This is a genomic window from Phytopseudomonas dryadis, assembly GCF_004327355.1.
GTDB lineage: Bacteria > Pseudomonadota > Gammaproteobacteria > Pseudomonadales > Pseudomonadaceae > Aquipseudomonas > Aquipseudomonas dryadis.
This window is the reverse complement of sequence record NZ_QJUM01000020.1, coordinates 92343-108347: the sequence shown is the minus strand read 5'-3', so window position 1 is coordinate 108347 and position 16005 is coordinate 92343. Positions and strand designations below refer to the sequence as shown.

Below are 16005 nucleotides of genomic sequence, written 5' to 3'. Positions count from 1 at the left end.
GCGTAATAATATTCGCTTTCAATCGAAATCATTAACCCTAAAATCGACCGGTACCGACTGAAGGAGCCTGAATATGGCATTGTCCCCGTTTCACCTGGCCATCCCGGTCTACGACCTGGCCAAGGCACGACACTTTTATGGCGAGATCTTCGGCTGCGCCGAAGGCCGCAGCAGCGACCACTGGGTGGATTTCGATTTCTTCGGCCACCAGTTGGTGATCCACGAAGCGCCGAAGATGGCGTATCAGGAAGCGGCCCACAGCAACCCGGTGGACGGCCACGACGTACCGGTGCCACATTTCGGCGTGGTGCTGCAATGGCCGGCCTGGGAAGCCCTGGCGCAGCGCCTGCGGGAACGGCAGACGGCGTTCGTGATCGAGCCCTACGTACGCTTCCAGGGCCAGGTGGGCGAGCAGGCCACCATGTTCCTCCTCGACCCCTGCGGCAACGCCCTGGAATTCAAGGCCTTCAAGGATATCGGCCAGTTGTTCGCCAAGTAGGTCTTTGGTTCAAGCGATGGGTTGCACCCATCCTACGGACTGTAGGATGGGTGCAACCCATCAAAGCCGCCAAATCCCATTTGCCCATGCGCAATCCTGTGGGCAATGGCCCTGGTACCACACGGGCATGGCGGGGAATGCATGATGAGTTTCACCTGCGCGGCCCGCCCCATCAATAGCGCCATAACTTACTCCCCGGCCGGGATGTCCTCTTCCGCTGCCCATCCCCAATCCAGTGGATAGTCCCCTCGCTGCACATAGGCATGGAAGGATGAATACGGCCAGTCGCGTACCCGATCCACCATTCCATGTTTGACCGGGTTGTGATGAATGTAATCGATATGCCGCTGCCAATCCTCTTCGTCACGAATGGCATGCTCCCAGAATCGGCGTTGCCAGATACCGCGCTCCCCCTTGCCTAGCAGGCTTTGCCGCCTGTGCGCGGGCAAGGGAATCTGGCGGGAGAAATTGCCCTTGATGCGCCGTAGCCGGTTGGAGAAATCACTGTCGCCATCCGGTAGGCGCATCAGCAAGTGAAGGTGCTCAGGCAGTACCACCCAGGCGTGCAAGGCGAAGGGCGCACGCCGTTGCTCTTCCCGGACGCTCCGGCGTAGGACATCGATATTGGAAACCAGCCAATCCCTATGGCGATCGGCGAGCGTCAAGGTGAAGAAATACACACCGCCTGCGCGGTAGTGGCGGCGATAGCCAGTCATCAACGTTCCCTTCCTTGGGTCGGTTTTGAAGTATGTGATGGGTTGCACCCATCCTACGCACTTTGGGTCAGTTTTTGCAGTGCGATGGGTTTCACCCATCCTACGACTCGTAGCACGTAGGATGGGTGAAACCCATCGACTCAACCATCCTTGCGCAACAGGGCGGGTAACTGGGCGGCGAGTTTTTCGTTGTTGATCGGCGCGCGGATGAAGCCGCGCTGGGTGCCGTCCGGGCCGATGATCGCCAGGTTGCCGCTATGGTCGACTGTATAGTTTTCCTTGCTGGTATCGGCCGGGATGTAGGGAATGCTCAGCGCATTGGCCAGTTGCTGGAGGGTGTCCGGCTCGCCGGTCAGGCCGACGAAGCCGGCATCGAAATAGCCCAGGTACTTGTGCAACTGCTCGGGCGTATCGCGGTTCGGGTCGACGCTGACCAGCACGATGCGCAGGTTGTCCCAGGCCTCTGGCGGTATCTGGCTACGCAGCTGGCGCAACTGGGCCAGGGTTGCCGGGCAGATGTCCGGGCAGAAGGTGTAGCCGAAGAACAGCAGGCTCCAGCGATCCGTGAGCTGGTCGGTGGCGAAGGTCTGGCCGTCCTGGTCGGTGAAGTCCAGCGTCGGCACCTGACGGTGTTGCGGCAGCAGGACGATACCGGCATCGAGCAAGGCGGCCGGATCGTTCTGCGCCTTGCTGTTGAGCACCTTGTTGACGGTCAGGCCGAGCACCAGGGCGACGACGGCGACGAGTACGAAAACGGTGGTTTGGGTTCGGGTCATGGCGGCAACGAGGGTCAGGTTGGACAGCGGATCGCCGACGCTCGCCGGTCCCGGCCAGGGCACCGACGAACCCGCCCATGGCATGGGCGGGGCGGATGAGGACGCCCGCCAGGCTCGAATGCCTGGCAAACGGTTGGCCGAACCAACGGTCATACGAACAGGTAGTGATCGACCAGCAGGGCGATGAACAGCAGAAAAAGGTACCAGATACTGTACGTGAAGGTCGCCATTGCCGCATGCGGCCGGCTGTCACGGTACAGCGCCCAGGCCCAGTGCAGGAAACGCAGCCCCAGGATCACCGCACAGACCAGATACAGCAACCCGCTCATGCGGATCGCATAGGGTAACAGGGTAACGGCGAACAGCATGCAGGTGTAGAGCAGGATGTGGATCTTGGTGTAATGCTCGCCATGGGTGACCGGCAGCATCGGTATGTCGGCCTTGGCGTATTCGGCCTTGCGGTGGATCGCCAGGGCCCAGAAATGCGGCGGTGTCCAGGCGAAGATGATCAGCACCAGCAATAGCGGTTCGGCGCTGACATGCCCGCTCACCGCCACCCAGCCGAGCAGCGGCGGCGCGGCGCCGGCCAGCCCGCCGATGACGATGTTCTGCGGCGTGGCGCGTTTGAGGAAGCCGGTGTAGATCACCGCGTAACCGAGCAGCGAGGCCAGCGTCAGCCAGGCGGCCAGGGGGTTGGTGAAACGCAGCAGCAAAAGCTGGCCACAGACCGCCAGCAGCAGGGCGAAGGCCAGCGCCGCGGCCGGCGCTACGCGGCCCTGGGCCAGTGGCCGATTGCGGGTGCGCGCCATCAGTGCGTCGATGCGCCGGTCCACCACGTGGTTGACCGTGGCCGCGGCCCCGGCGCACAGGCCGATGCCCAGGTTGCCGAACAGCAGCACCGTCCAGGGCACGCCGGCGCGGGTGGCGAGGAACATGCCGACCAGCGAGGTGATCAACATCAGCAGCACCACCCGCGGCTTGGTCAGCGCCAGGTAATCCCGCCAGCCGGCCTGGCTGACCTTGGACAGGCTGTTCATCGCGCGACTCCTCATTTGCCCGGCAAGGCGGTAAGCCCATGACGCCACAGCGGTAGCCGCACCACGCCGGCGACCACCACGGGTTCGGCGCTCAGGCGGTAGTTGATGGCCACCAGGGTCAGCAGCAGCGCCGCACCGCCGGCGTTGTGCGCCACCGCCACCAGCAGCGGCAGGTGCAGCAGCACATTGCCGATGCCCAGGCCGACCTGCAGCGCCAGCGCCGCCAGCAGCACGCCGCCCAGGCGGCTATCGCCAGCCCGGTGCAGGCGCCAGGCCAGCAGCCCCAGCACCAGGGTCACCAGCAGCGCGCCGAGGCGATGGGCCATGTGGATCGCCGTGCGGGCATCGCTGTCGAGCTGGCCACCGAGGTAATTGGGGCCGATGTGCTGGGTCAGGTGGAAGCCATTGGCGAAGTCCATCCGCGGCCACCACTCGCCGTGGCAGGTCGGCAGGTCGACACAGGCCACCGCCGCGTAATTGCTGCTGACCCAGCCACCGAGGGCGATCTGGCCGATCACCAGCAGCAATGCGCCCAGGGCCAGGCCGCGCAACTGCGCGGTCAGCGGGGTGATCGCCGGGCGCCAGGCGGACAGTCGCAGGGTCAGCAGAAACAGCGCGGCGAGGATGGCGAAGCCGCCCAGCAGGTGCGCCGTCACCACCTGGGGCCAGAGTTTCAGGGTCACCGTCCACATGCCGAACGCCGCCTGCACCACCAGCAGGGCGAGGATCAGCAGCGGCAGCTTCAGCGGCTGGCCGGGCTCGCCACGGTGGCGCAGCGCCCGGGCCACCAGCGCCGCGGCGAGCAGCATCAGCGCGGCGGCGAAGTAGCGATGGATCATTTCGTACCACCCCTTGGCCACCTCCAGCGGCGTCTCGGGAAAGCGCTCGCCGGCCAGCAGTTGCTTGTGCTCGCTCATGGGCACGCCGAGGAAACCGTAGCAACCCGGCCAGTCCGGGCAACCCAGGCCGGCATGAGTCAGCCGCGTGTAGGCGCCGAGCAGTACCACCACCACGGCCAGCAGGGTGGCGAACAGGGCCAGTCGATAGCCGCGCTTGGTCATCGCATCTCCTCCGAACCAGCCCCGCGGGCACCCGCCCAGGGCGCCGGCGCCGAGCGTTACAGGTGATCAGCCAATTTGCGAAACCTTCAGCAGGTAACGCAGGTCGTCGAGAATCGCTTTGCCCTTGCTGCTGGCGTCATAGCGCAGCACCAGGTTGCCGTGGGGGTCGACGATCCACAGCTGCGCGCCTGCGCCCGCGCCGGCCACCCGGGCATAGGCCGGCAACTGTAGGGCGTAGCGCGCCAGTTGCGGATATTCGCGGCGCAGTTGCGCGTCGTAGCCGGCGTCCAGCGGCCGGGCCACGGCCAGTCCGTGGCTGGCGCGGATCACGTCGCGGTTCAGGCCGATATGGATCTGCCGTGCGGCGAAGATCAATTGCCGGCAGGCCTGGTCACAACGATCCGGCACGGTCACCAGCAACTGCCAGCGCGCCGGCTGCGCGCCGAGCACGCCGAGATCGGCCAGGGTTCTGCCGTCGCCGATCAGGGCACCGTGGTAACTGCGCGTTTCCGGTACCCAGAAGCGCAGGTGGTACATGGCGCTGGCGAGGAACATCGGGCCGATGACGATGGCCAGGATCAACAGCAGTTGCAGGCGGCCACGGCCGCGACCGGGCGCCCTGTCAGGCGTGGCGATGGCAGGTTGCATGGCGGATCTCCCGTGCGTTGTGCACACCGAGGTAGAGGAACAGCAGCGTCAGCGCACCGGCCATGGCGAACCATTGCACGGCGTAGCCGGTGTGTTTCTGCGGACTCATGGCCACCACCGCCCAGCCGCCGCGCAGCGACGCCGGGCCCGGTTCCAGGCGCATTTCGTAAGCCAGGCCGTCACGCCGCAGCTCGGCCCATAGCCGCGCGGGCTCGACCTGGCCGATCAGCCGCGGCCAGGCGGCGGCCGGCTCGCGCTCGTCCTGCAGCTGCAGGCCACGGCCTGGCGGCAGGTAGACGCTGGCGGTCAGGCTCAGGGGCGTATCCGGTGTGCCGAAGGCCGGCGCCACGCGACGATCCGGCCACGCCACCCAGCCACGGTTGAGCAGCAGCCAGCGGCCGCTGAGGTCATCGTGAAACGGCTGCAGCACCTCGACCCCGGCCTGGCCATCGCGCACGCGACTGTCCAGTAGCCAGGTATGCCGCGCATCGAAGCGCCCCTGCAGGCGCACCCGCAGCTGGGCCGGATCCTCGATGCCGGGCAAGGCGTCGACTGTGACGGGGGCCTGCAGCATGCGGCGCTCGTGGACGGCGATCAGCTCCTGCTTTTCCGCCGCCCGGGACAGCTGCCAGAAGCCCAGGCCGATCATGCTCGGCAGCAGCAGCGCCACCAGCAGGCTGGGCAGCCTGCCGGGGCGGAAAAGCGGGCGCCGGGGCACGCTGGCTATACTGGACAGGGCCAACGTCCGGGAGTCACGCATGCTCAAGGTCATCATCCTCCTCATGTTGCTTGCCACCGCCATCAGTCTGTTCTGGGGCCTAGGGTCTGTTGACGTTTCAGCGCAAGCCGCGTTGCCGCGAGAAATCTCGCCAGGCTAGGCGGAGGACGCCGGGAATGGTGTTCCCTTGCCAAGTCCTCCAACAACGCATGGCGAGATTTCCCGCGCAACCCACAGGGCCGGGCCCGTTTTGCCGCGATGCTGCGTTTCTCGCCGGCTCATTTAGCCCGCTAAACTTCGCGTCTCGTGCCTTGCCTCGCGGCAAAACGGGCTCCGGCGCGGTCGTGCTGAAACGTCAACAGACCCTGTGTTCCTGATCCGCGATGAGGGCCGCAGCGCTCGCCTGGTCAACTCGCTCACCCTGCGCGTCATCCTCACCGCCATCACTCTCGCCCTGGTCGCCTGGGGCTTCTTCAGCGGCCAGTTGACCTCCCATGTCACCTGGTAGCGCCTGCCTGGCGCTTCTCGCTTACGGCTGTTGATGGGTTTCACCTACGCGGCCCGCCCCTCCTACGAATTCGTATTCCCGCTCTTGCGTGCGGCTTGAAGCTTTCCGCTTGCCGCTGCCCTCAAATCACGTAAACGAAAATGAACAGGCCGACCCAGACCACGTCGACGAAGTGCCAGTACCAGCTGGCCGCCTCGAAGCCGAAGTGCTGGTCGGGGCTGAAATGCCCGCGCAGCACACGGATCAGCATCACCGTGAGCATGATCGCGCCCAGCGTCACGTGGGCGCCGTGAAAGCCGGTGAGCATGAAGAAGGTGGCGCCATAGATGCCCGAGCCCAGGGTCAGCCCCAGCTCGCTGTAGGCGTGGATGTACTCCTCCACCTGCAGGGCGAGAAAAGCCACGCCCAGCAGCAGGGTCAGCGCCAGCCAGATCTTCAAGGCCTTGCGCTTGTCGGCGCGCAGGGCGTGGTGGGCGAAGGTCAGGGTGAAGCTGGAACTGACCAGCAGCACGGTGTTGAGCAAGGGCAGGCCCCAGGGGCTGATGGTGCCGCTGGGCGCAGGGTAGAGCTTGGGGTCCGGGGTATCGAGCATCGGCCAGCTGTATTCGAAGCCTGGCCAGAGCATGTTGGCGATGCCCTTGCTGCCCTCCCCGCCCAGCCAGGGCCCGGTCCACATGCGCACGTAGAACAGCACGCCGAAGAAGGCGGCGAAGAACATCACCTCGGAGAAGATGAACCAGCTCATGCCCCAGCGAAACGAGCGGTTCATCTGCGCGCTGTACAGACCGCTGCGGCCTTCCCTGATGACGTTGCCGAACCAGCCGAACAGCATGTAGGCCAGCAGCAGGCCGCCGACGAAGAAGATCAGCGGGCCATGGGATTCGCCGCGCTCGGCCTTGAGGTCGTTGAACCAGGTGGCCACGCCGAACACCGAGATCAGCATGCCCAAGGTGGCGATGATCGGCCATTTGCTCTGCGCCGGAACGTAGTAGTGCTCATGACTCGACATGGTGTTCTCCTTATGGAGCCGGGGTCGCCTGCGCCACGGGCGGTTTGCGCGCAGTGATATCGAACAGCGTGTAGGCCAGGGTCAGGTGATGGACATCGCGTGGCAGATCGCGGTCGACGATGAAGCGCACCGGCATCTCGATGCGTTCGCCCGGTTGCAGCACCTGCTGGGTGAAACAGAAACACTCGGTCTTGTGGAAGAACGCCGCCGCCTTGGATGGCGCCACGCTGGGCACGGCCTGGGCGGTCATGGGCCGCTCGGTCGGGTTGTGGGCGATGAACAGCATCTGCGTGGTCGCCCCCGGATGCACGGTGACCTCATCGCCCTGGGGGCCGAACTCCCAGGCCATACCCGCGGCATTGGTGGCGAGGAACTGCACGCGCACCTGACGGGCCTCGTCCACCGGCCCGGCGCCGGCCCGATAGGCGCCAGCGGTCTTGCCGTTGATGCCGAAGGCCTGGCACATCACGTCGTAAATCGGCACCAGGGCGAAACCGAAGGCGAACATGCCGACCACCACCAGCGACAGGCGGACGACCAGGCGGCGGATCGGCAGCGACTCATTCATGGCGCTGCCCCGCCAGTTCCTCGTCCAGCTCCGGCGGCGTCTGGAAGGTGTGGTAGGGCGCCGGCGACGGCACCGACCACTCCAGCCCCTCGGCGCCGTCCCAAGGCTTGGCCGGGGCCGGCTGGCCGCCACGGATGCACTTGATGACGATGAACAGGAACAGCAGCTGGGTGGTGCCGAACAGGAAGGCGCCGACGGAGGACACCATGTTGAAGTTGGCGAACATCATGTTGTAGTCGGGAATGCGCCGCGGCATGCCGGCCAGGCCGACGAAGTGCATGGGGAAGAACGCCAGGTTCATGCCGACGAAACTCATCCAGAAATGCAGCTTGGCCAGGGTTTCGTCGTACATGTGCCCGGTCCACTTCGGCAGCCAGTAGTAGGCCGAGGCGAAGATGCCGAAGATCGCCCCCGGCACCAGCACGTAGTGGAAGTGCGCCACCACGAAGTAGGTGTCGTGGTACTGGAAGTCCGCCGGGGCGATGGCCAGCATCAGCCCGGAGAAACCGCCGATGGTGAACAGGATGACGAAGGCCACGGAGAACAGCATCGGCGCCTCGAAGGTCATCGAACCGCGCCACATGGTGCTGGCCCAGTTGAACACCTTCACCCCGGTGGGCACGGCGATGAGCATGGTGGCGTACATGAAGAACAGCTCGCCGGTCAGCGGAATGCCGACGGTGAACATGTGGTGCGCCCAGACGATGAACGACAGGAAAGCGATGGCCGCGGTGGCATAGACCATCGAGGTGTAGCCGAACAGCGGCTTGCGCGCGAAGGCCGGGATGATCGAGCTGACCGCGCCGAAGGCGGGCAGGATCATGATGTACACCTCGGGATGGCCGAAGAACCAGAACACGTGCTGGAACAGCACCGGGTCGCCGCCGCCGGCGGCGCTGAAGAAGCTGGTGCCGAAGTGGATGTCCATCAGCATCATGGTCACCACGCCGGCCAGCACCGGCATCACCGCGATCAGCAGGAAAGCGGTGATCAGCCAGGTCCAGACGAACAGCGGCATCTTCATCAGGGTCATGCCCGGCGCGCGCAGGTTGAGGATGGTGGCGATGACGTTGATCGCGCCCATGATCGAGCTGAAGCCCATCAGGTGGATGGCGAAGATGAAGAAGGTCACCGACTCCGGGGCGTAGGTGGTGGACAGCGGCGCATAGAAGGTCCAGCCGAAATTCGGCCCGCCACCCTCCATGAACAGGGTGCTGATCAGCAGGCCGAAGGCCGCCGGCAGCAGCCAGAAGCTGAAGTTGTTCATCCGCGGCAGGGCCATGTCCGGCGCGCCGATCATCAGCGGGATCATCCAGTTGGCCAGGCCGACGAAGGCCGGCATCACCGCGCCGAAGACCATGATCAGGCCGTGCATGGTGGTCATCTGGTTGAAGAACTCCGGCTGCACGATCTGCAGCCCCGGCTGGAACAGCTCGGCGCGGATGACCATGGCCATGGAGCCGCCGAGCAGGAAGGCGGCGAAGCTGAACCACAGGTACATCGAACCGATGTCCTTGTGGTTGGTGGTCAGCACCCAGCGCATCAGGCCACTGGGCGGGCCATGGGGGTGGTCGGCGTGGCCGTGATCCGCAGGATGCGGATCGATCACTGCACTCATGTCGTCACTCCTGCGCCTTGTTGAAGTCGAGAATGTCCTTGGGCGTGACCATGTCGCCGACATTGTTGCCCCAGGCGTTGCGCTCGTAGGTGATGATCGCCGCCAGGTCGACCTCCGACAGCTGCCTGCCGAACGCCGCCATGGCCGTGCCCGGCTTGCCCTCAACCACGATATGGATGTGCTCCCGGGTGGGGCCGGTGGCGATGGCCGAGCCCTTGAGCGCCGGGAACATCGGCGGCAAGCCTTCGCCCGAGGCCTGGTGGCAGGCCGCGCAAGCGGTGTTGTAGACCTTCTCGCCACGGGCCATGAGCTCTTCGAGCGTCCATTCCTTGCTGGTCAACTCACGTTCGGCGGCGGCGATGGCCTTGCGCTCGGCCAGCCAGGCCGCGAAATCCTCCTGGCTCCTGGCATCGACCACCACCGGCATGAAGCCGTGATCCTTGCCGCACAGCTCGGTGCACTGGCCACGGTAGATGCCCGGCTCGTCGATGCGCGTCCAGGATTCGTTGACGAAACCGGGGATGGCGTCCTTCTTCACCGCCAGGGCCGGTACCCACCAGGAGTGGATCACGTCGGCGGCGGTGATGAGGAAACGCACCTTGGTGCCGACCGGCACCACCAGCGGCTCGTCCACCTCGAGCAGGTAGTGCTCGCCCTTCGCCGCCTGGTTGTTGATCTGCGCGCGCGGGGTGGTGAGGTTGCTGAAGAATTCGACGTCCTGGCCCAGGTACTTGTAGTGCCACTTCCACTGGTAGCCGGTGACCTGGATGTCGAGTTCGGATTCGGAGGAGTCGTAGATATCGATCAGCGTGCGCGTGGCGGGAATCGCCATCAGCACCAGGATCAGCAGGGGAACCACGGTCCAGAGGATTTCCACCGTGGTGCTTTCGTGGAAATGCGCCGGTTGCCGGCCCTTGGAACGCCGATGCATGAACATCGACCAGAACATGGCGCCGAACACCAGCACGCCGATGACCACGCAGATCCAGAAGATGGTCATGTGCAGGTCGAACACGGAACGGCTGACCTCGGTCGCGCCCGGCGCCATGTTGACCGTCCAGCTGGCGTGCGCCGAAGCGGATGCCAGGCACGGCAGCAGACCCATCCAAACCCTTGGATGTCGCGTCATGCGGGTTCCCCTTTATCGTTCTTGTTATCCCGCCGGTCAGGCCCGCGGAAAGGGATCGACTACCACTACGGTGGACGCAGGGCCGTGGCGCTGCGCTGACTGTGACTACTGGCAACGGCTGTCGAAACCTTGGTGCCGAAGCCCGTCCGGTCTCATCAGGTACTGCCTTTCGATTTCGAGTATAGCCGCGCCCCGGTACCCCGCAACGCAGGCCAGAGCCGCCGACAGCGAGGCGCTACGCCGCGGCAACCCTGGGCTGGCGCGCCCAGGGAGGCATGGTTATAGCGAGCGCGTATAACTACAGGAAAGATATGCCAATTGCGTCTTAGGCATAGGGGAGGCTGGAGGCTGGAGGCTGGAGGCTGGAACAGCGTATGACGCCCTCACCCGATGGCAAGGGCTTTTTCGCTCTTCGCTTCTAGTGTCGCGACACAGATCAGATGTCGGGCGCGCGGTATCTACCGGACTCAGCAATAAGCGTGCAGCATGGCCACATTCGTGTAGGAGCCGCGACCCCGCGGCGAATCGTGGCCATAGCGCGTTTTTGCAGCATGGCCACCATCGCATCGCGCCGGGGTCGACGCTCCTACTGGCGAACCCTGATTCCGAACGGGCTCTTGCTGACCAGGGATCAAGACGATAACCACGGGAGTCCGACATTTCATGGTTGACACGACACTAGCTTCCAGCTTGTGACCTGCCTCAAACCGGACTGCGTCTCGGGTTCAGCAGGCGCCCTTCCAGGCGCCGGTTGAGGCCGTGTCGTTCGATGTGCAGGGCGCCGCCCTGCTGGCGGGCGGCGCGGCCCCAGTCATCGAGCAGTTCCATGCAGGCATGATCGACATAGCTCAGTCGCGTCAGGGGCACGTGCAGGTGGGTGGTCGGGGCGACGCTTTCCAGCACGCTGGCCAGCTTCGGCACCTTGAGGAAGGTGGCGGCGCCGCTCAGGTGCAGCTCGGCCTCGTCCGGGCCGAGGCGGGTCAGCCTGATCTTCAGGCGCGAGGCTTTCCAGGCCAGCTTGACCAGGGTCAGGGCGAAGCCGATGAGCACCCCGCTGAGCAGGTCGATGGCGACGATCCCCAGGGCCGTGGCGGCATGGATCAATACGGGCGCCCGGCCGTAACGGCCCAGGTTGCGCATGGCCTTGATGTCGACCAGTTTGCAGCCGGTGTACACCAGCACCCCGCCCAGGCAGGCGATGGGGATGCTCTGCAGCACGCCGGGCAGCAGCATGACGAACGCCAGCAGCCAGGCGCCGTGCAGGATCGCCGACATGCGCGTGCGCGCGCCGGCCTGGACATTGGCCGAACTGCGCACGATCACCCCGGTCATCGGCAAGGCGCCGAGCAGGCCGCAGAGCATGTTGCCCATCCCCTGGGCGGACAACTCGCGGTCGAGGTTGGAGCGCGCGCCGTTGTGCATGCGGTCCACCGCCGCGGCGGACAGCAGGGTTTCCGCGCTGGCGACGAAAGCCACCACCACGGCGGCCAGCAACAGCTGTGGATCGGCCATGCGCAGCAGGTCGGCAGGCTGCAGCCAGTCGATGGCATCGCTCAGCGTGGCGGGCACCTGGACGCGGGCCACCGCCAGGTCGAGCCACAGGCTGGCCAGGGTCGCCAGCGCCACGCCGAGCAGGGCACCGGGTAGAAAGCGCAATGACTGCGGGCGCAGCTTGTCCCACAGGGCCATGCAGGCGATGGTGCCGAGACCCAGGCATGCCGCCGCCAAGCCGCTGCCGGAGCCGAGGCCGGGAAGCGCCTGGCGCAGGGTCTCGGGAAAGGCGAGCAGGTTGTCCAGGCCGGACGCCTGGGGTTTCACATCGAACATCACATGCAGTTGCGAGAGCACGATCAGCACGCCGATGCCGGCGAGCATGCCGCACACCACCGCGGGGGCGGTCACGCGGAACCAGCAGCCCAGGCGCAAACGACCGGCCAGCAGTTGCAGCACCCCGGCCAGCAGCAGGATCGGCCCGAGCATGGCCACACCGTGGCTGCGCACCAGCTCGAAGACCAGCACGGCGAGGCCGGCGGCCGGGCCGCTGACCTGCAGCGGCGAACCGGCCAGCCAACCGACCACCAGGCCACCGATGATGCCGGTGACCAGTCCCTTGGCCGGCGGCATGCCGGAGGCGATGGCGATACCCATGCACAACGGCAGGGCGACGAGAAAGACCACGATGGAGGCAAGCGCATCCCGTGGTAGCGCGGACTTGAAGGAAGCTAGGGTCATGGTGCGGTCTCCTGCGGGTACGGCGCACGAAAGGTCAGGACGACAAGCTGTGCTTGCCGTCTGGCAGGTAGGCAGTCAAAACCCTGAAACAGGCTGTCGATTGTTGGCGGGCGCTTGGCCCGCAGGTCGATTCATGGCCACCGGGTGACGTCCTGTCGGCAACGCTCACGACGCCAGGTAGCGCGCTCGCGGGCTTGCCGTGGGGGCGGTATCGCCATCGAGGGGCAGGAACTCGCCACGCTCGGCGTCATAGGCGCGTATGGCGCAGCTTTCGATGTCGTACACCCAGCCATGGATGAACAACTGGCCGCTGGCCAGGCGCGCGGCCACCGAGGGGTGGGTGCGCAGGTGGTCGAGCTGGGCCACCACGTTTTCCTCGGTGAGTACGCCCAGCGTCGAATGGTCGGCGCAGCCGCAGTTGTCGGCGACCACGGTCTTCGCCACTTCGGCATGGCGCAACCAGGCCTTGACCGTGGGCATGCGCTCCAGGGTCTCGGGGTCGAGCACGGCCTTCATCGCGCCGCAGTCGGAATGGCCGCAGATGATGATGTGCTGCACGCCCAGGCCCATCACCGCGTACTCGATGGCGGTGGACACGCCACCGTTCATCTGCCCGTAGGGCGGTACCACGTTGCCGACGTTACGGGTGACGAACAGGTCGCCCGGCTCGCTCTGGGTGATCAGTTCGGGGACGATGCGCGAATCGGCGCAGGTGATGAACATGGCGCGGGGATTCTGCTGACGCGCCAGTTTGCTGAACAGCGCGCGCTGCTGGGGAAAGACATCGCGGCGAAAGCGGCGGAACCCGTCGAGCAAGGCGTGGAAGGCCTCGTCGGCGCTCGGTCTTGCGGCTTTCCCGGCGGTGGCGGATGGGATCGAACGGATGCGCTCGCTCATGCTTCCTCCTGGTCTCAGTCCTGTGATGGTGACTTGCCATATGGTGGCAATTCGCAATATGACCGATTGGTCATATTGGCGATCAGGCTAATCCAGGAGACTTAACTGAAACTTAATAGCAGGCTCTATGACGGTACTTTGCGGGGAGCAGTTCCCACATGGACGTCGCCCATGTAGGCGCGTCGTCCTCGGCGCGAATCGAGCGTGACCAGCCCGGCAGATCGCGTCATGGCTGCCATTCGCCGCGGGGGCGCGGCTCCCACAGCGGAATGCGGTGGACATCACCCGCGTAGGAGCGTCGCCCCCGGCGCAATTCGAGCGTGACCAGCCTGGCAGATCCCATCATGGCCACCATTCGCCGCGGGGGCGCGGCTCCCACAGCGGAATGCGGTGGACGTCGCCCGTGTAGGAGCGTCGCCCTCGGCGCGAATCGATCGTGGCCATTCCGGCAGATCGCATCATGGCCGCCATTCGCCGCGGGGGGCGCGGCTCCCACAGTGGAACGCGGTGGACGTCACCCGCGTAGGCGCGTCGTCCTCGGCGCGAATCGATCGTGGCCAGCCTGGCAGATCGCGTCATGGCCACCATTCGCCGCGGGGGCGCGGCTCCCACAGGGGAACGCGGTGGACGTCGCCCGTGTAGGAGCGTCGCCCTCGGCGCGAATCGATCGTGGCCATTCCGGCAGATCGCATCATGGCCGCCATTCGCCGCGGGGGCGCGGCTCCCACCTGGGAGCGCGGTGGCCATCGCCCATGTAGGCGCGTCGCCCCCGGCGCGAATCGATCGTGGCCATCCCAGCGAATCGCGTGGTCGCCATGCGACCGCGTTCAACCGCGGTGACGGCCCCGGAAGAACTCGATCAGGCCCTGGGTCGAGCCGTCTTCGGCGGCGCTGTCCTCGTCGCCGACCATGCGCGAATAGACGCCCTTGCCCAGCTCCTTGCCCAGCTCCACGCCCCACTGGTCGAAGGCGTTGTTGCCCCAGATGACGCTCTGCACGAACACCTTGTGCTCGTACATGGCGATCAGCGCGCCCAGGCGTCGTGGGCTGACGCGCTCCATGACCAGGGTGTTGCTCGGCCGGTTGCCGGGAATCACCTTGTGCGGCGCCAGGCGTTGCACTTCCTCTTCGCCCAGGCCCTTGGCGCGCAGTTCCTCTTCGGCTTCCTCGCGCGACTTGCCGAGCATCAGTGCCTGGCTCTGCGACAGGCAGTTGGCGAACAGCCACTGGTGGTGATCGGCAACCGGGTTGTAGCTGCTCACCGGCACAATGAAATCGGCTGGAATCAGCAGCGTGCCCTGATGCAGCAACTGGTGATAGGCGTGCTGGCCGTTGCAGCCGACGCCGCCCCAGATCACCGGGCCGGTGGCCGTCGTGACCGGCTGGCCGTCCTGGCGCACGCGCTTGCCGTTGGACTCCATGTCCAGTTGCTGCAGGTGCTTGGTGATGTTGCGCAGGTAATGGTCGTACGGCAGGATCGCGTGGCTCTGGGCATCCCAGAAGTTGCCGTACCACACGCCGAGCAGGGCCAGCAGCACCGGCATGTTGGCCTCGAAGGGCGCGCTCTGGAAATGCTCGTCCATGCGGTAGGCGCCGGAAAGCAGCTCCTTGAAGTTGGACATGCCGATGGCCAGGGCGATGGGCAGGCCGATGGCCGACCACAGCGAATAGCGCCCGCCGACCCAGTCCCACATGGGGAAGATGTTCTCTTCGTGGATGCCGAATGCCACCGCCGCCTCGCGGTTGCTCGACACCGCGATGAAGTGGCGGTACAGCTCGGCTTCCGAACCGCCCTGGGCCAGGTACCAGCCGCGCGCCGCCTGGGCGTTCTTCAGGGTTTCCAGGGTGTTGAAGGATTTCGACGAGACGATGAACAGGGTGGTCTCGGCGCGCAGCTTGGCCGCCAGCTCGTGGAATTCGCTGCCGTCGATATTGGCCAGGTAATGGCAGCGCACGCCGCGCTGGGCGAACGGCAGCAGGGCTTCGGAAACCAGTTGCGGGCCGAGGAAGGAGCCACCGATGCCGATGTTGACCACGTCGGTGATGGGCTTTTCCGTGTAGCCGCGCCAGAGGCCGTCATGGATGCGCCCGACCAGTTCGGTCATCTGGTGCAGCACGCGCTGTACGTCGGGCATGACGTCGGCGCCGTCGACCAGCACCTTGTCGCCCAGCGGCCGGCGTAGCGCCGTGTGCAGCGCCGGACGCCCCTCGGAGGCGTTGACCAGGTCGCCGTCGAACAGCGAACGGATAGCCCGGTCCAGGCCCACTTCGCGGGCCAGGTTGACCAGCAGCTCGCGGGTTTCGACATCGATGAGGTTCTTCGAGTAATCGAGAAACAGCCCGCAACCGCTCAGGGTGAAACGCTCGAAGCGCTGCGGATCGGCGGCGAAGGCCTGGCGCAGGCTGAATCCGCCCAGACGCTCGCGGTGGGCGGCCAGGGCCTGCCAGCTGGGCAGTTGGGTGACATCCAGCGACGATGAAAGGTGCGGCATGACGACTCCTTGGTTGCGGCCAGCTCCCGCTGGCCTCACGAATTCAAAGGCACACCGTTGGAAAACGCCTGCGCTGGCAACACTGCGTCAAAAATCG

At 65.6% G+C, this 16005-nt stretch carries 14 protein-coding genes and 1 pseudogene; 2 read left to right on the top strand and 13 right to left on the bottom strand.

Annotation, left to right across the window (positions count from 1 at the left end; translation table 11 throughout):
* Positions 1-73 precede the first annotated feature (73 nt).
* Positions 74-499 carry a VOC family protein gene (locus DNK34_RS17205; RefSeq protein ID WP_131176179.1) on the top strand — a complete coding sequence of 142 codons (426 nt, stop codon included), beginning with the start codon at positions 74-76 and terminating at the stop codon, positions 497-499.
* A gap of 188 nt (positions 500-687) precedes the next feature.
* On the opposite strand, the gene DNK34_RS17200 is transcribed toward DNK34_RS17205, so the two are convergent.
* The 6 genes from DNK34_RS17200 to DNK34_RS17175 form a co-directional block, all read right to left on the bottom strand.
* Positions 688-1215 carry an REP-associated tyrosine transposase gene (locus DNK34_RS17200; RefSeq protein ID WP_131176180.1) on the bottom strand — a complete coding sequence of 176 codons (528 nt, stop codon included), beginning with the start codon at positions 1213-1215 and terminating at the stop codon, positions 688-690.
* A gap of 140 nt (positions 1216-1355) precedes the next feature.
* Positions 1356-1991, bottom strand: a complete 636-nt coding sequence (locus tag DNK34_RS17195; RefSeq protein WP_131176181.1) for an SCO family protein — start codon at positions 1989-1991, stop codon at positions 1356-1358.
* A gap of 149 nt (positions 1992-2140) precedes the next feature.
* Complete coding sequence (gene cyoE / locus DNK34_RS17190; RefSeq protein ID WP_131176182.1) at positions 2141-3028, bottom strand: heme o synthase; 888 nt, start codon at positions 3026-3028, stop codon at positions 2141-2143.
* An 11-nt stretch (positions 3029-3039) separates the two neighbouring features.
* Complete coding sequence (locus DNK34_RS17185; protein ID WP_131176183.1) at positions 3040-4089, bottom strand: COX15/CtaA family protein; 1050 nt, start codon at positions 4087-4089, stop codon at positions 3040-3042.
* A gap of 66 nt (positions 4090-4155) precedes the next feature.
* On the bottom strand, positions 4156-4737 hold the full coding sequence (locus tag DNK34_RS17180) for a hypothetical protein (RefSeq protein ID WP_131176184.1): 582 nt from the start codon (positions 4735-4737) through the stop codon (positions 4156-4158).
* Complete coding sequence (locus DNK34_RS17175; RefSeq protein WP_131176275.1) at positions 4712-5497, bottom strand: SURF1 family protein; 786 nt, start codon at positions 5495-5497, stop codon at positions 4712-4714. Before DNK34_RS17175 ends, DNK34_RS17180 begins: the two co-directional genes overlap by 26 nt.
* 328 nt (positions 5498-5825) lie before the next feature.
* Here DNK34_RS17175 and DNK34_RS17165 point away from each other — a divergent pair.
* Positions 5826-5963, top strand: a pseudogene (locus tag DNK34_RS17165) (DUF2909 family protein); the annotation flags it as partial.
* 121 nt (positions 5964-6084) lie between these two features.
* On the opposite strand, the gene DNK34_RS17160 reads toward DNK34_RS17165, so the two are convergent.
* From DNK34_RS17160 to pgi, 7 genes are all read right to left on the bottom strand, one after another.
* A complete protein-coding gene (locus tag DNK34_RS17160) occupies positions 6085-6972 on the bottom strand; it encodes a cytochrome c oxidase subunit 3 (protein ID WP_131176187.1) in 888 nt (295 codons plus the stop codon).
* 10 nt (positions 6973-6982) lie between these two features.
* Positions 6983-7540: a cytochrome c oxidase assembly protein gene (locus DNK34_RS17155; protein ID WP_131176188.1), complete on the bottom strand. Its 558-nt coding sequence runs from the start codon at positions 7538-7540 to the stop codon at positions 6983-6985.
* On the bottom strand, positions 7533-9158 hold the full coding sequence (gene ctaD, locus DNK34_RS17150) for a cytochrome c oxidase subunit I (RefSeq protein WP_131176189.1): 1626 nt from the start codon (positions 9156-9158) through the stop codon (positions 7533-7535). Before ctaD ends, DNK34_RS17155 begins: the two co-directional genes overlap by 8 nt.
* Positions 9159-9162: 4 nt before the next feature.
* Positions 9163-10287, bottom strand: a complete 1125-nt coding sequence (gene coxB / locus DNK34_RS17145) for a cytochrome c oxidase subunit II (RefSeq protein WP_131176190.1) — start codon at positions 10285-10287, stop codon at positions 9163-9165.
* Between the two features lie 702 nt (positions 10288-10989).
* A complete protein-coding gene (locus DNK34_RS17140; RefSeq protein ID WP_131176191.1) occupies positions 10990-12519 on the bottom strand; it encodes a SulP family inorganic anion transporter in 1530 nt (509 codons plus the stop codon).
* Between the two features lie 165 nt (positions 12520-12684).
* Positions 12685-13416: a carbonic anhydrase gene (locus DNK34_RS17135; protein WP_131176192.1), complete on the bottom strand. Its 732-nt coding sequence runs from the start codon at positions 13414-13416 to the stop codon at positions 12685-12687.
* 827 nt (positions 13417-14243) lie between these two features.
* On the bottom strand, positions 14244-15908 hold the full coding sequence (pgi, locus tag DNK34_RS17130) for a glucose-6-phosphate isomerase (protein ID WP_131176193.1): 1665 nt from the start codon (positions 15906-15908) through the stop codon (positions 14244-14246).
* Between the last annotated feature and the right edge of the window lie 97 nt (positions 15909-16005).

Bases quoted from the DNA above. Each gene is read 5' to 3' on its own strand.
- DNK34_RS17175 (WP_131176275.1), bottom strand. From the start codon at position 5,497: ATGCGTGACTCCCGGACGTTGGCCCTGTCCAGTATAGCCAGCGTGCCC.
- DNK34_RS17160 (WP_131176187.1), bottom strand. From the start codon at position 6,972: ATGTCGAGTCATGAGCACTACTACGTTCCGGCGCAGAGCAAATGGCCG.
- DNK34_RS17140 (WP_131176191.1), bottom strand. From the start codon at position 12,519: ATGACCCTAGCTTCCTTCAAGTCCGCGCTACCACGGGATGCGCTTGCC.
- DNK34_RS17180 (WP_131176184.1), bottom strand. From the start codon at position 4,737: ATGCAACCTGCCATCGCCACGCCTGACAGGGCGCCCGGTCGCGGCCGT.
- DNK34_RS17195 (WP_131176181.1), bottom strand. From the start codon at position 1,991: ATGACCCGAACCCAAACCACCGTTTTCGTACTCGTCGCCGTCGTCGCC.
- DNK34_RS17200 (WP_131176180.1), bottom strand. From the start codon at position 1,215: ATGACTGGCTATCGCCGCCACTACCGCGCAGGCGGTGTGTATTTCTTC.
- pgi (WP_131176193.1), bottom strand. From the start codon at position 15,908: ATGCCGCACCTTTCATCGTCGCTGGATGTCACCCAACTGCCCAGCTGG.
- DNK34_RS17185 (WP_131176183.1), bottom strand. From the start codon at position 4,089: ATGACCAAGCGCGGCTATCGACTGGCCCTGTTCGCCACCCTGCTGGCC.
- ctaD (WP_131176189.1), bottom strand. From the start codon at position 9,158: ATGAGTGCAGTGATCGATCCGCATCCTGCGGATCACGGCCACGCCGAC.
- DNK34_RS17205 (WP_131176179.1), top strand. From the start codon at position 74: ATGGCATTGTCCCCGTTTCACCTGGCCATCCCGGTCTACGACCTGGCC.
- DNK34_RS17135 (WP_131176192.1), bottom strand. From the start codon at position 13,416: ATGAGCGAGCGCATCCGTTCGATCCCATCCGCCACCGCCGGGAAAGCC.
- coxB (WP_131176190.1), bottom strand. From the start codon at position 10,287: ATGACGCGACATCCAAGGGTTTGGATGGGTCTGCTGCCGTGCCTGGCA.
- DNK34_RS17155 (WP_131176188.1), bottom strand. From the start codon at position 7,540: ATGAATGAGTCGCTGCCGATCCGCCGCCTGGTCGTCCGCCTGTCGCTG.
- cyoE (WP_131176182.1), bottom strand. From the start codon at position 3,028: ATGAACAGCCTGTCCAAGGTCAGCCAGGCCGGCTGGCGGGATTACCTG.